This window comes from Ferruginibacter lapsinanis, from assembly GCF_020783315.1.
In the GTDB taxonomy this organism is placed as follows: Bacteria; Bacteroidota; Bacteroidia; order Chitinophagales; family Chitinophagaceae; genus Ferruginibacter; species Ferruginibacter lapsinanis.
Genome location: NZ_CP086063.1, coordinates 1,854,594 through 1,868,660, shown reverse-complemented (window position 1 = coordinate 1,868,660; position 14,067 = coordinate 1,854,594). Strand labels below are relative to the sequence as shown.

The window sequence follows — 14,067 nt, the reverse complement described above, 5'->3', positions numbered from 1 at the left end:
AAATTTCGGTAAAATAATAGATATAACAGTATAGATAATGATGGAAGGTTTTTATAGATATTTTTTACTGAAATTTACCGAGAATGCATAGAGGGAGTAGATTCTCTGTGAAACGCTGTATCTTCTCGGTACACTCTGTGTAAGAGAAATAAAAGGAATGTTAATTTTATTTGAGGAGAAATTTTACAAGACTTATATAATCCGAACAGAAATATTTTATTACTTCTTTCCTTCCACCACAATCACTATCTCCCCTTTTACAGGTTTTGCATTAAAGTGATCATGCACTTCCTGTAGAGAGCCTCGTTTGTTTTCTTCGAATTTTTTTGTGAGCTCACGGCTTACACAACATTGACGATCGGCGCCGAAATATTCTATAAAATCATGTAGCGTTTTTACCAATCGCATGGGACTTTCGTAAAAGACCATCGTACGTTCTTCTTCAGCCATCCGCTTTAAAAAAGTTTGTCTCCCTTTTTTTAAAGGCAAGAAACCTTCAAAGCAAAAACTATTAATGGGTAAGCCGCTGTTTACCAGCGCAGGTACAAAGGCTGTGGCACCAGGTAAACATTCTACATCAATATTATTTTTCACACATTCACGTACCAGTAAAAACGCAGGATCGCTGATACCAGGTGTACCTGCGTCTGTAAGCAATGCCATTATTTTACCTCCGGATAATTGTGTGGCAAGATGCTCTACAATCTTATGTTCGTTGTGTTGATGATACGGTGTGATTGGTTTTTGTATCTGATAATGCTGTAAGAGAACTGAAGAGGTTCTGGTATCTTCTGCCAGAATAAGATCCACATTTTTAAGTATATCGATTGCCCGGTAGGTCATGTCGGCTAGATTGCCAATAGGCGTTGGAACAATATATAGCTTCCCCCCTAGCCCCCTAAAGGAGGCACCTGGAGCATTATCATTCTGGTGCTGTGTATCACTCAAATCTTTATGTTATGAATTCACTAAGCTCTTTGAAAAGCTCTTTAGGCGTTTGGGGTTACATCTACTTCAAACATTTCCATCACAGCATTTGCCAATAATTTCTTGGCTGCTTCTTCGGCAATTTGTTTTGCATTTTCAGCAGTATCTGCTTCTATTTGCAGGCTGATGCTTTTTCCTATTCTAACATCTTTAATAGCGGCTAATCCTAAGTTGCTAAGTCCACCCATAACTGCTTTTCCTTGCGGATCTAACAATTCTTTGTGTGGCATTACTTTTACTTGTGCAGTGAAGGTCATTATGTAGTTTTATTTTTGAGGGCCAAAGATAAAATAATATACGCAATGAAAATAATCGGAACAGCTAACCATTTTAATAAAATAATCGCTATAAGCGCTACCCCTAACAGTATAAGTTTTGGCATATTATTTTTAATGGTATAATCTTTAAATTTTAAGGCCATAATGGGCAGATTGCTTACCATTAACCAGCTAAGCAGTAATACTGCAGCGTATAAAAACCATTTATTGATAAGCCAGTCGTTCACGTTCAATAAGCCACTGCCATAATGCAATATCAATGGAAACGAGGCAACTAATAAACCTACTGCAGGTGTCGGAACCCCTTTAAAACTGTATCCCTGTGTTTCATCTATATTAAATTTTGCTAATCTGTATGCAGCAGCACAACTAACCAAAAACGCAGGTAGTAAACAGATCATAGAAACTTCTAATCCGTTTTCCTCTCTGGCAAAGCTCATTCTCAACAGTTGATATAAGATCACTCCCGGGGCAACACCAAAACTTACGACATCACTAAGTGAATCTAATTGCTTCCCCATTTCAGATGTTGCTTTTAGCAATCTGGCAACAAACCCATCTAAAAAGTCAACCACTGCCGCAGCGAATAATAACAATGCTGCATAAGATAATTTTTCCGGAATATTAAAACTACTGCTGAATTGATCGTCCGTATAGATAATAATATTTTCTGTTTGCAGAGCAAAAACGATAGCAATACAACCGAGAAAAAGATTTAGTAAAGTAAAAATGTTGGGAATTTGTTTGGTCATTATTTTTCTATTTTTTCATGAATGCTTCTATGTCTTCAACAGTGATCGGAATATTTTTCATCAGATCTTTATTCCCATTTTTTGTCACCCAAAAATTATTTTCAATTCTGATACCCATCTGCTCTTCTTCAATATAGATACCCGGTTCAACTGTAAATACCATCCCTGCTTTTATCGGTTCCGTTCTTGTGCCCAGATCATGCACATCAATACCCAGGTGATGGGATATGCCATGATATAAATATTTTCTGTAGGCTCTGCTATCAGCACTTTCATTCTTAATATCAGATTTTTTCAGCAATCCTATTTTTTGAAAAACAACAGTAGCCTCATCACCTACTTTTTCTGTATAATCTATGATACTGATCCCTGGTTTTAAAATACTTGCCGCATATTTATGCAAATGCAGACAGGCATTGTACACAGTTTTTTGTCTACGGGAAAATTTTCCGTTAACCGGAACGGTCCTTGTAAGATCAGCACAATAGTTACCATACTCGGCGCCAAAATCCATCAGAATCAATTCCCCATCCTTACATTCTCTGCTATTTTCTACATAATGCAAAGTTCTTGCTCTATCTCCGCTTGCAACGATCGAGCTGTATGCTTGTCCAGTTGCTCGTTGACTTAAAAAAGAATGCATGATCTCAGCCTCTATTTCATACTCCATTACCCCGGGCTTAATGAATGTAAGCAAACGTCTGAAAGCCACATCTGTAATATCCATTGCCTTCTGCATCACTTCTACTTCCAATGCAGTTTTTATAGCACGGAGGTCTTTGAGGATTTTCGCACTTCGTTTATAATTATGTAAAGGAAAACGTTGTTTCATCATTTCGGCATACCGGTAATCCCTTACTGGAACCCAATTTGCTTTACGATCATTTTCATTTGTGTTCAGGTATATTGTTTCTGCTGCATGGATCCACGGTTGCAAAATGCCTTCAATCGTATCTAACCACACAATTGTTTGTATGCCTGATATTTCGGTAGCCTCTTTAGCCCGGAGTCTGTGTCCGTCCCATTTTTCTTTCAATTCATTTGGTCTAACCAACACCAGCACTTCCCTATATTTTGGATCAGGATTATCAGGAAACAATACCAACATCGTTTCTTCTTGCTCAATTCCGGTTAACCATATTAGATCACTGTTTTGTTTAAATTTATGTAAAGAATCTCCATTGCTAGGCAATTCATCATTACTATTAAAAATTGCAATGGATTTTTTTTCCATTCTTTCTACAAAACGTTTCCTGTTCTGGATAAATATTTCAGGATTTAATGGCAAGTATTTCATACAAAAAAATTTACGGTGTCTATATTTTATCGTGTCTAAGAAAAAATCATTTCTTTAATTTCACCATCAACGACCAATCTTCCGGCTGTTTTTGCAACAATTTCATCTACACTCACTCCCGGGGCCCTTTCAATCAATTTAAATCCATCTTCAGTAATATCTAATACCGCTAACTCCGTAACAATTTTTTTTACACATCGTTTACCCGTAATCGGTAGTGTACATTCTTTCAATAATTTACTTTCACCTTTTGGATTTGTATGCATCATTGCCACAATGATATTCTTTGCACTAGCCACCAGATCCATTGCACCTCCCATTCCTTTCACCATTTTTCCGGGTATCTTCCAGTTAGCAATATCACCGGTATCACTTACTTCCATGGCTCCTAATACCGTCAGGTCTACTTTTCCTGCCCGTATCATACCAAAACTCATAGCGCTATCAAAAAAAGCGGAACCCGGTATTGTTGTAATTGTTTGTTTACCTGCATTGATCAGATCCGGATCCTCTTCTCCTTCAAACGGAAAAGGCCCCATGCCCAATAATCCATTTTCACTTTGTAACACAACATGAATACCTTCAGGAATATAATTAGCCACTAAAGTAGGTATCCCAATCCCGAGATTAACATAATAGCCATCTTTTAACTCTCTGGCAATCCGCTGTGCTATTTGTTCTTTAGAAAGCATAAGTAAAAAATATTGATTTGAATATTTGGGATAAATTAATAGTGTTCAAATATTCAAATTATCTAACCGTTTTATGTTCAATTCTTTTTTCATAATCCCTTCCCTGAAAAATACGATGTACGTATATACCAGGTGTGTGTATATAATTCGGATCTAATGCTCCGGCCGGTACTAATTCTTCGACCTCAGCGATTGTTATCTTTCCAGCCATAGCCATCAACGGATTAAAATTTCGAGCTGTTTCTTTATAGATCAAATTCCCATCTGTATCACCTTTCCATGCTTTTACCAAAGCAAAATCGGCATCAAATGCATATTCCAATAAATATTCTTTGCTATTAAAGACCCTAACTTCTTTTCCTGCAGCAACTTCAGTGCCTACTCCTGCCGGTGTGAAAATTGCAGGCATTCCATATCCTGCTGCCATACATCTTGTTGCCAATGTTCCTTGCGGAATAAGTTCTACTTCAAGCTCACCACTTAACAATTGTCTTTCAAACTCAGCATTCTCCCCTACATAGCTTGAGATCATTTTCTTTACCTGCTTTTGTTGCAACATTAACCCTATACCAAAATCATCCACCCCTGCATTATTTGAAATACAGGTAAGATTCTTTGTCTTGCGCTGAACAAGTGCCCTGATACAATTTTCCGGAATTCCACACAAACCAAAACCACCCAACATAAGTATAGCCCCATTATGTATATCAGCAATTGCTGTAGCTGCATCTGTGTATACTTTGTTGATCGGCATATTTATAGTTTTTTTATTGGCTGTAAATATTTGTCTCTTTCTGCCTGTTGCTTTGCACTTATGATGCTATCCAATATAGGCTGCATCTCCAACGGATGATCTTGATAATATTGATAGCTGCTGTAAAACGCTTCCTTTGTTACATGATGTATTGCAAAAACCCGTTGCTGCAACTTCAAATTTTCTTCAGCACTATTTTTAGTAGAATCATTTTTAATAAATTGTTTTGTATAAGCTTCCACCCGAATGATATCCCACAAAACTTCCTGCATTTTTTTCTTACCTAATACATCGGCAGAAGAAGTTACAGAAGTATTACAACCAGTAAAAAAAATTACACAAAAAAACAATAATAATTTTAGGTTCATTTCAATTCATCTTTATATCTGGCGGCATTGGTAATATCCAGTTTCTGCAGTATCTCAGAAGCCCTTGCTTTGTCCTGTGGCGCAGCTTTTGAAAAAACTTTGATCAGCTCAGTTGATTTTCCTTGAAAAAAGAACTGATTGATCATGGTATTAGGATTATCTGTGTTAAATGTATTTAACAGATTTAACACATTCATTAATTCCTGCCTGGCTATTTTTTCATCTTCATACAATTTGTCAAAACATTTTCTGTAATAATTATAATATACATCATGTATGATCGTATACCGGCTATTCAGCATATTTTCGGATAACCAATACCGATTTCGAATCCCGTCAAATGCCTTCCATCCTGATATTGTTCTTGATTCAGGTGCGGTATTGACAATATTCTGTGCCTTTTGAAAATATAACGTTCCTCCTTTAGGAGAGTATGAGTCCTGATCAAAACCAAGGATCATGTATGCATAGTACGCAAGAATCGCTGTCAAATTTGACATCTGAGCATCTGATCCTGCCACTCTGTTATCATTAAATTCTAGTTGCTGGAATTCTATATATTTAAAACTTACCTCTTTGTCCTGGTAGTTAATTATCGGAGATAAATAAGATGAATTAAATACAGGACGAGCTGCTTGTATAGTTAATGATGCCGAATAAACATTTGCATCCGATGTTGGTTGTAAATTAAGCAAGAAACTGCAATCTATTTTTTCATTTGCTTGATAAACATCTGTTGACCATTTACGATTATTTATAAAATTCGTAATAGATGTTTGTAAAGTTTGAAAAACATTTTTATTGACTTCTCTTCCTATAGCACTACTATTGATAGTTACTCTTGCATTGAACTCTTGTGCTTTTGTAAGATTCGACACAACCAGAAAAAAGAAAATTATTTTTACTTTATGCATATAATTGAATGATAGTATTTACAATATCAGCAGCCACCTCTGTTTTGGATTTTGTTTCAAAAAGATGCTCATTTTCCTGCTTATCAAAAATAGTTATTTTATTAGTGTCATGACCAAAGCCTGCGCCATTGTCTCTTAATGAATTCAGCACAATCATGTCTGCATTCTTATCTTTTAATTTTTTGAGTGCGTATTCTTTTTCATTCGTTGTTTCCAATGCAAAGCCAACTAAAAATTGACCGGCCTTTTTACATTCGCCCAGATATTTCAGAATATCTTTTGTTTTCTTTAATTCAATCGAAAAGCTATCTGTTTGCTTCTTTATCTTTTCATTTGAGATGTTTACAGGCGTATAATCAGCCACCGCAGCACTCATAACAGCTATATCTGCAGATTCGAAAACATTTACCGCTGCTGAGAACATTTCATCTGCAGACTGGACATGTATTATTCTTATATTATCTGGCACCATTATCTGAGACGGTCCCAGGATCAACGTAACTTCAGCTCCTCTTTTTTTAAACTCATTAGCAATGGCAACTCCCATTTTCCCGGAAGAATGATTACCAATAAATCTGACCGGATCTATCGCTTCATAAGTAGGACCGGCAGTTACAAGTACTTTTTTCCCTTTTAGTTGATTTGCGTTAAAAAAAAAATCGTCTAACCAAGCTACAATTGCTTCTGGCTCGGCCATTCTTCCTTCACCTGATAAACCACTAGCCAATTCCCCATTATCAACCGGGATCACTTGATTACCAAAATCACGTATCTTATTTATATTTGATCTGGTTGATGGGTGAAGCCACATATCCTCGTCCATTGCAGGAGCCACTACAACCGGGCAAGTTGCCGACAGATAAACTGCCATCAATAAATTATCGCAAAGTCCGGCAGCCATTTTAGCAAGCGAATTACAGCTTAGTGGAGCTATCAGCATTATATCTGCCCATCTGCCTAGCATCACATGATTGGCCCATGAGTCATTCGTTTCCAGATCACTTAATGCCGGCTGTTTTGATAACGTAGAAAGCGTGAGGGAAGAAACAAAATTCTTAGCTGATGGTGTTACTATTACCTTAACTTCCGCACCTTGTTTAATCAGTAACCTAACGAGTATAGGTATCTTATAAGCAGCTATACTACCCGTAACACCCAACAATATTTTTTTTCCTTGTAACATAAAAAATCCCGTCTTGCCTGAGGCAGACGGGATAAAATTATAACTTCTTATCCATAAAAAATGCTAAAGACTAACTAAATAAATCTTCGTCATTTTTACGGAAATAAACTTTGTCTTCCATAAACTCCTGCGATGCTAATAAAGCAGGGTTAGGCATACGTTCGTAAGCTTTAGAAATTTCAATCTGTTCTTTGTTTTCATGAATTTCTTCCAGGCTATCGGTATGACTGGCAAATTCTTCCAACTTATTATGCAATTCTTCTTTTATAGAAATATTGATCTGGTTTGCTCGTTTTGCAACAATAGCAATCGACTCATAAAGATTTCCTGTTTTTTCTTTTAAATCAAACAGATTTTTTGGCTCAACCACATTACTGGTACTAGAGCTTAGTTGTCGTCTTAATTTGCTCATTTTGTATTTCTTTTATGTAATTTTTACTTAAATTATTATACTCTTCTGCGTCTTTCAGCAATTTACTTTCTGGGTATCTATCAACGAAATCCTGGTATTCTGTTATCACTTTTTCAAAACGCTCTATCTGCTTTTCTGTGATGCTTAGTTTAGAAAATTGATAGTATGCTTTGATCGTTTTAAACTTATATTCATCCCCTCTTAAAGATTCCGGGTAGTTGTTAAGCAAATCTGTATAGGCCAACGCTGCGGCTCTATATTGCCCTACCTTATAATATAATTCAGCGGCACGTAATTCCTTCAACTCTAATTTAGCACGACACTTATCAATAATTTCTGTAGCTTCCTTATTTCTCGGCGAATTTGGATGGGTAGAAATAAATGTCTGCATCACACCGATAGATTTTGCTGTATTGGTTTGATCCAATTCTAGCTTAGGCGATTGCTTGTAAAAACACAATGCATGCAAAAAATCTACTTCCTCCGCTTTACTGCTATTAGGGAAAACCTCCAGAAATCCTTTAAAAAAATTCTCAGCATCTCTATAATTTTTTAAATAATAGAAACAAAGCGCATCTTTATAATAGATCTCTTCAAACTTATCCGTGCCTTTATACACCGGATACAACTCCTCGTATAATTCCTGTGCTATTGTATATTTCTTCTCATCGAAGAACTTATCTGCCATGGTTAATTTATAGGCATAGTCTTTACTCTTATACACTTTGCCGTATTTACTACAAGCTGTAAAAAGAAAAGACATTAAAACCACCGAAATCAATACGCTAAAAAACTTCATAAAGGAGTGCAAAATTAATGGAAATTACCCGAAAATCAACATAAATTATTTAACGACAAAATAAAGGTAGTTAAGGTTTTGTAAACGTTCAGATTATCCTGATTCGAAAATATCATCTTTTAGGCATTTAAAGGCTGGTAAAGGCATTTAAAGGAAATAAGCCTACAGAGATATCAAATTTTTAATCTAGGCAGGATTAAGCTACATTAATGGGTTATTCAATACATATCACTATTCTTCCTTTGCGTAAAAAACCCTCTCGAATAATCGAGAGGGTCTATCATTGAGCAAAAAGTGAAAATAAAAACTTAGTTAGCTTTAATATCTACTGTATTCACATCACCACCATCAACACTGCAATCAAAAGTTACTCTATCAGCGCTGATACCTAATGTTTCTACTAAGTAAGCTTTGATAGCATCGTTTCTTTTAGAACATACAGCTTGAGCAGCTTTAGATGCACCAGGATAACCTGTAATGCTGATTGAACAAGTTGGATTTGCTTTTAATTTAGCAGCAACACTTGACAAAAGAGCTTTTGCATCTGCACTCAAAGATGTACTAACACCTTTGAAGCTTAAGCTTGGGTAGTCTGTAGGACATTCTACAACTGTAGTAGCAGGTTTAGCTGTACAACAAGCAGGATCTGGACATTTACCAACACCATCAGCATCAACTGGTTGACAATCTGTAGGAGTGATCAATTGTTTATCTTTACAATCTGGAACACCATCACCATCTGTGTCTTTAGTTACACCGTGTGTATCAACAGGGCAATTAGCCGGAGTATTTGGTTCTCTATCAAGAGCATCAAGAACACCATCACCATCAGCATCTTCGAAAGATGGTTTTGGCAATTTCATGTGTTTAGGATTGTTTAATTCGCTGTAAGCATAATCCAAAGGATTTAACCACCACAATGGTTCAACAGATTTAGCACCTAAGTTGAAGTTTAAGCTTAAAGTTAATGCATTGTAAGAATCGAAATCACGAGTTAAAACTGCATCACCGAAAGCATGTTCTTGCCAACGTTGACCATCTAATAAATCATCTTTAACGAATGTATGACGATCTTCTATAGCAAGGTTAACTCTTTTGCTTAATTTAAAAGCAACACCTGCTAAGATAGTACCAGAAGGTTTCAAAGTGTAGTCACCAATTTTTGGACGACGAGATCCTTGATTTTCTGCATCTGTTTCGTAAGTTTTATCGTGGTTAGGTAAACCTCTGATAAGATCAAGTGTAGTTTTTCTTGTTTTGTGTGTACCATCTAAGATATCATCGAAAGCATAAGCTTCACCATCGCTACCTAAAGCATTGATTTTAGCTTTATACAAAGTAGCTCCGATACCACCACCACCATAAAGGTTGAATCCTGTTTTAGCTTTGTGGAAACGGATATTGTTTAAAGTAAAAATACCTTGTAAACTCAAATCTTTCAATTGTGTTTTGTAGTTGTAGAACACTTTTTGACCAGCAGTTTTGTTACCAGCTCCGTCAACATAGTTACCAGAGTAGTATTTCGCAAAACCTCCAACAACATTATTGTTGTCGTCACGAGCTATGTTCTTGCCATAATTGTAAGAACCTTGCCAAGCTTGTCCTTTGGCAACACCTTGAACATATTGTAATCTCAAAGAGAAAATGTATCCAAAAGCTTTTCTAACGTGAGCTTCAAATCCGAATGTAGGAATTACTGAAGGAACGTCTCCACTGATAGTGAACATACCACCACCAACACCAACTTCCCACATGTTACGTGGTTTTGCTGGAAAATTGTAAGTGTTGTTCCAAAATTCGTTGTGCTGCGGCATCCTTTTTGCAGGAATAACAGACGAATCGCTTGCGCTATAACCTGAACCCGATTGGGCGAAAGTTGCAGTCGCTGCGAAAAGGGCTAAAAACCCTAGTAATAATTTGTACTTTTTGCTTGCCATAACTAAATGATTATTTTGATTTTAATCTGAAAATACATGATGATTGAATGCAAAAATATCAATTGATTGTTAAAAACCAAATTTTTTTATCAAATTTTTAGTTTTTTTCATTTTTTTCTTTCGCATTAATTCCGTATTGTAAGAGAGCGACAAATATTTCATTTCGCTGCATTGTGAAAAAATATTTTTTTTAGGTTATCTGATTGCTTCCTAATGTTTTGCAGGATTATTGATTTACGAATATTGTCTATTCCCTTTTAAACATTAAATTGCCGACTTATTCAGAAAAATGGATTTTGTAAAAGACATCATAGGCGAAGAGTTAACCATCTTTGAGAAAAAATTTGCTGAGGCAGTTAAAAGCAACACTCCGTTGCTTGACAGGATAATGAAATACATCATTAAACGTAAAGGGAAACAGTTACGGCCAATGTTTGTTTTCCTTTCTGCCAAATTACATGGAGACATTAACGAAAGTACCTACAGAGCTGCCGCATTGGTTGAACTCTTACATACTGCTACACTTGTACACGACGATGTTGTAGATGAATCGCTCGAACGCAGAGGTTTTTTCTCTATCAATGCGATCTGGAAAAATAAAATTGCTGTATTGGTAGGCGATTACCTTTTATCGAAGGGTTTATTACTTTCAACGAGCAATGATGATTTTGAACACCTCCACATTTTATCTGAAGCGGTAAGACAAATGAGTGAGGGAGAATTATTGCAGATTGAAAAATCCCGTAACCTTAATTTGAGTGAGGAAATATATTTTGAGATCATCAGAAATAAGACTGCATCACTCCTCTCTTCAGCCTGTGCTGTTGGTGCTTACACCACATCTCAGGATAAAATTATAGCCGATAAAATGAAATTATTTGGTGAAAAAGTGGGCATTGCTTTTCAGATAAAAGATGATCTTTTTGATTATGGCAAGGAAGATGTGGGGAAGCCAACCGGCAATGATATCAAAGAGAAAAAACTCACACTCCCTTTGATTTATACTTTAAATAATATCGATACAAAAAGAAAACGGGAGATCATTTACATTCTTAAAAATGAGAATACTAATCCCGAAAAAATAAATGCGGTAATTGATACCGTTGTAAAGGCTGGTGGTATTCAATATGCCACTGAAAAAATGTACCTCTACCGTGATGAAGCACTTGCAATCCTGGATGAATTCCCCGCTAAAGAAGTAAGAAAAGCATTGGAAGATCTGGTCAGATATACTACTGACAGAAAATACTAATTCTTATACGAATTGGTTGATTATTGAATTTTTGTTGATCTGATAACCGCACACAATGGAAAAACGTTGGAATTTACTGCAGGCTGATAATGCTAAAGCAATTGCATTACACCAATCATTAAAGATCAGTAAAACACTTTGCAAAATTTTAGTGCAACGTGGTATTGACGATTTTGATAAAGCCAAATCATATTTCAGGCCCTCATTAGGTCAGCTACATGACCCGTTTTTGATGAAGGATATGCACAAAGCTGTTGAAAGAGTGAAAAAAGCCTTTGTAAAGAAGGAAAAAATATTGGTTTTTGGTGATTACGATGTTGATGGCACTACAGCAGTAGCAACTATGTACCAGTTTATCTGCAAAATATATGATCCGGCTAATGTAGAGTTCTATATCCCTCACAGATACAGGGAAGGATATGGCGTTAGTAAAATGGGTATTGACTATGCCGCCGAAAACAATTTCACACTAATTATCTCATTGGATTGCGGGATTAAATCTGCTGATCTGATTGCTTATGCTACTACGCTAGGTATTGATTTTATTGTTTGCGACCATCATTTACCGGATAAAGAATTACCTAAAGCAGTTGCTATATTAAACCCTAAACAAGCGGATTGCAATTACCCATACAAGGAACTTTGTGGTTGTGGAGTAGGCTTTAAATTGATCACAGCATTGGCACAACAGTATAGTATAGACGAAGAAAACTATTTTTGCTATCTCGATTTGCTGGCAGTAGCCATCGCCGCCGACATTGTCCCTATGACAGGCGAAAACAGGATACTGGCTTACCATGGTCTGGCCCAAATAAATCAGCAACCATGTGAAGGAATAAAAGCACTGATACAGTTAGCCGGTATAGAAAAAAAGTTATCTATCACTAATGTGGTCTTTGTTATTGCTCCAAGGGTAAATGCTGCAGGAAGAATGGATGACGCAAAAAAAGCAGTGCAATTATTTATCGAAAAAGATCCGATCAAAGCCCTGGACTATGCAGAGATCCTGCATAGTGATAACAGCGATAGAAAGGAGGCAGACAGCAGTATTACAGAAGAAGCGCTCAAATTGATCGACACAGATGAAATCTTAATAAATAAAAAAACAACTGTTGTTTATAAGGAGCATTGGCACAAAGGAGTAGTAGGAATAGTAGCCAGCAGATTAACCGAAAAATATTACAGACCAACGGTAGTGCTTACACGAAGTGGAGATATTGCTGCAGGTAGTGCCCGTAGTGTGGTTGGCTATAATTTATACGAAGCCATACATGCCTGTAAAGAGCATTTATTGGGATACGGAGGACATTTCGCTGCAGCGGGCCTTTCTTTATTACCTGAAAATGTAGAAGCATTCAGTAAGCAATTTGAAGAAATTGTAAGCAGCACAATTGACCCGAATTTACTGATACCAGAAATAATTATTGATGCAGAGACATCTTTTGAAGAAATAAATGCACCATTGTATAATATTATTTGTCAAATGGAACCATTTGGCCCTGATAATATGCGACCCGTTTTTTTAGCAAAAAATGTTACTGATACAGGATATTCAAAAATTGTAAAAGAATTACATGTTCGGTTTGTTGTAAAGAACCATAATAAAACCCTTACCGGTATAGGCTTTAATATGGCTGATAAATTTCACATCGTTGAACAACAAAAACCATTTGACATTGTATTTACAATAGATGAAAATGAATGGAACGGCGAAACAACATTACAAATGAAGGTCATTGATATCAGGCCGTCAAAAAATTAAATTCAATATACAATTGAAAATAAAAGCATACATACAATACTTTTTCTATATCGGGCTGAACTGGAATTGGCGTATCGCTGCACATATCCTAAAAAACGAAATTAAAGGAGAGAAAAAATATGGTATTGATACCACCGGAGTTGACGAATTAAAAAAAATCAAAAAAACCGGAACAGATATTTCTCATGCAACTATATATATGCCCGTTAGTTACGACATGCTCGAAATTGCCTTTACCCAATCAATTTTTTCAACAAAAAATCATTTCTTAGATATCGGCTGTGGCAAAGGAAGAGCCTTATGTGTAGCAGGTATTGAAGGATTCAAAAAAATTACCGGCATTGATTTTTCTTCTCAATTATGCAATAAAGCAAAAGAAAATATTGCAACAATAAAACAGCAGATTCCCAATGCTTTATTTACTATAATCGAAGCTGATGCCAGTTCTTTCATCATCCCCTCCGATGTTGATTGCATTTTTTTATTCAACCCTTTTGATGAATTTATCATGACTAAGGTTGTCGACAATATCATTCAAAGTATCACAACCAACCCGAGAAAAATACAGGTCATATATGTAAACCCACTTTACAAAAAGCTCTTTATAAAAAAAGCGTTTACTGAATTTTATTACAGTAAACGCTTACATTATCTTGAACTTAGTATGCTAAAAAATTAAT

15 protein-coding genes are annotated in these 14,067 nt (G+C 36.1%); 3 read left to right on the top strand and 12 right to left on the bottom strand.

All coding sequences use genetic code 11. The features are described from left to right. Positions 1-219 precede the first annotated feature (219 nt). From rsmI to LK994_RS08020, 12 genes are all read right to left on the bottom strand, one after another. Positions 220-948, bottom strand: coding sequence for a 16S rRNA (cytidine(1402)-2'-O)-methyltransferase (rsmI, locus tag LK994_RS08075; RefSeq protein WP_229759565.1), 729 nt, complete (start codon positions 946-948; stop codon positions 220-222). Positions 949-989: 41 nt separating this feature from the next. Beyond that, positions 990-1,244: a phosphoribosylformylglycinamidine synthase subunit PurS gene (purS, locus tag LK994_RS08070; protein ID WP_229759564.1), complete on the bottom strand. Its 255-nt coding sequence runs from the start codon at positions 1,242-1,244 to the stop codon at positions 990-992. Next, positions 1,244-2,017 (bottom strand): CDP-alcohol phosphatidyltransferase family protein, encoded by a 774-nt coding sequence (locus LK994_RS08065; protein ID WP_229759563.1) that lies wholly within the window; start codon positions 2,015-2,017, stop codon positions 1,244-1,246. Before LK994_RS08065 ends, purS begins: the two co-directional genes overlap by 1 nt. Positions 2,018-2,024: 7 nt before the next feature. After that, a complete protein-coding gene (locus LK994_RS08060; RefSeq protein WP_229759562.1) occupies positions 2,025-3,314 on the bottom strand; it encodes an aminopeptidase P family protein in 1,290 nt (429 codons plus the stop codon). Positions 3,315-3,349: 35 nt separating this feature from the next. Next, complete coding sequence (locus LK994_RS08055) at positions 3,350-4,006, bottom strand: CoA transferase subunit B (RefSeq protein ID WP_229759561.1); 657 nt, start codon at positions 4,004-4,006, stop codon at positions 3,350-3,352. Positions 4,007-4,064: 58 nt separating this feature from the next. Further along, entirely contained in the window at positions 4,065-4,760 is a 696-nt protein-coding gene (locus tag LK994_RS08050) for a CoA transferase subunit A (protein WP_229759560.1), read from the bottom strand. 2 nt (positions 4,761-4,762) lie between these two features. After that, complete coding sequence (locus LK994_RS08045; protein WP_229759559.1) at positions 4,763-5,128, bottom strand: DUF4296 domain-containing protein; 366 nt, start codon at positions 5,126-5,128, stop codon at positions 4,763-4,765. Then, positions 5,125-6,042, bottom strand: a complete 918-nt coding sequence (porD, locus tag LK994_RS08040; protein WP_229759558.1) for a type IX secretion system protein PorD — start codon at positions 6,040-6,042, stop codon at positions 5,125-5,127. Before porD ends, LK994_RS08045 begins: the two co-directional genes overlap by 4 nt. Next, entirely contained in the window at positions 6,035-7,225 is a 1,191-nt protein-coding gene (gene coaBC, locus LK994_RS08035) for a bifunctional phosphopantothenoylcysteine decarboxylase/phosphopantothenate--cysteine ligase CoaBC (protein ID WP_229759557.1), read from the bottom strand. Before coaBC ends, porD begins: the two co-directional genes overlap by 8 nt. A gap of 70 nt (positions 7,226-7,295) precedes the next feature. Beyond that, positions 7,296-7,637, bottom strand: coding sequence for a DNA-directed RNA polymerase subunit omega (locus LK994_RS08030; protein ID WP_229759556.1), 342 nt, complete (start codon positions 7,635-7,637; stop codon positions 7,296-7,298). Continuing rightward, positions 7,606-8,436, bottom strand: a complete 831-nt coding sequence (locus LK994_RS08025) for an outer membrane protein assembly factor BamD (protein WP_229759555.1) — start codon at positions 8,434-8,436, stop codon at positions 7,606-7,608. The genes LK994_RS08030 and LK994_RS08025 overlap by 32 nt, the downstream gene beginning before the upstream one ends. Positions 8,437-8,744: 308 nt before the next feature. After that, the gene (locus LK994_RS08020; protein ID WP_229759554.1) at positions 8,745-10,373 is read right to left on the bottom strand and encodes an OmpA family protein; all 1,629 of its coding nucleotides are present in this window, start codon (positions 10,371-10,373) and stop codon (positions 8,745-8,747) included. Between the two features lie 289 nt (positions 10,374-10,662). Here LK994_RS08020 and LK994_RS08015 point away from each other — a divergent pair, with 289 nt between their 5' ends. From LK994_RS08015 to LK994_RS08005, 3 genes are read left to right on the top strand one after another with little or no spacing between them, the layout of a single operon-like run. Next, complete coding sequence (locus LK994_RS08015) at positions 10,663-11,625, top strand: polyprenyl synthetase family protein (protein WP_229759553.1); 963 nt, start codon at positions 10,663-10,665, stop codon at positions 11,623-11,625. A 55-nt stretch (positions 11,626-11,680) separates the two neighbouring features. Further along, complete coding sequence (gene recJ, locus LK994_RS08010) at positions 11,681-13,387, top strand: single-stranded-DNA-specific exonuclease RecJ (protein ID WP_229759552.1); 1,707 nt, start codon at positions 11,681-11,683, stop codon at positions 13,385-13,387. 13 nt (positions 13,388-13,400) lie between these two features. Beyond that, complete coding sequence (locus tag LK994_RS08005) at positions 13,401-14,066, top strand: class I SAM-dependent methyltransferase (RefSeq protein WP_229759551.1); 666 nt, start codon at positions 13,401-13,403, stop codon at positions 14,064-14,066. Position 14,067: the final 1 nt, after the last annotated feature.

Coding starts and splice junctions, on each gene's coding strand:
- coaBC (WP_229759557.1), bottom strand. CDS start 7,225: ATGTTACAAGGAAAAAAAATATTGTTGGGTGTTACGGGTAGTATAGCT.
- LK994_RS08030 (WP_229759556.1), bottom strand. CDS start 7,637: ATGAGCAAATTAAGACGACAACTAAGCTCTAGTACCAGTAATGTGGTT.
- LK994_RS08015 (WP_229759553.1), top strand. CDS start 10,663: ATGGATTTTGTAAAAGACATCATAGGCGAAGAGTTAACCATCTTTGAG.
- LK994_RS08055 (WP_229759561.1), bottom strand. CDS start 4,006: ATGCTTTCTAAAGAACAAATAGCACAGCGGATTGCCAGAGAGTTAAAA.
- LK994_RS08020 (WP_229759554.1), bottom strand. CDS start 10,373: ATGGCAAGCAAAAAGTACAAATTATTACTAGGGTTTTTAGCCCTTTTC.
- LK994_RS08045 (WP_229759559.1), bottom strand. CDS start 5,128: ATGAACCTAAAATTATTATTGTTTTTTTGTGTAATTTTTTTTACTGGT.
- LK994_RS08050 (WP_229759560.1), bottom strand. CDS start 4,760: ATGCCGATCAACAAAGTATACACAGATGCAGCTACAGCAATTGCTGAT.
- recJ (WP_229759552.1), top strand. CDS start 11,681: ATGGAAAAACGTTGGAATTTACTGCAGGCTGATAATGCTAAAGCAATT.
- LK994_RS08060 (WP_229759562.1), bottom strand. CDS start 3,314: ATGAAATACTTGCCATTAAATCCTGAAATATTTATCCAGAACAGGAAA.
- porD (WP_229759558.1), bottom strand. CDS start 6,042: ATGCATAAAGTAAAAATAATTTTCTTTTTTCTGGTTGTGTCGAATCTT.
- LK994_RS08025 (WP_229759555.1), bottom strand. CDS start 8,436: ATGAAGTTTTTTAGCGTATTGATTTCGGTGGTTTTAATGTCTTTTCTT.
- purS (WP_229759564.1), bottom strand. CDS start 1,244: ATGACCTTCACTGCACAAGTAAAAGTAATGCCACACAAAGAATTGTTA.
- LK994_RS08065 (WP_229759563.1), bottom strand. CDS start 2,017: ATGACCAAACAAATTCCCAACATTTTTACTTTACTAAATCTTTTTCTC.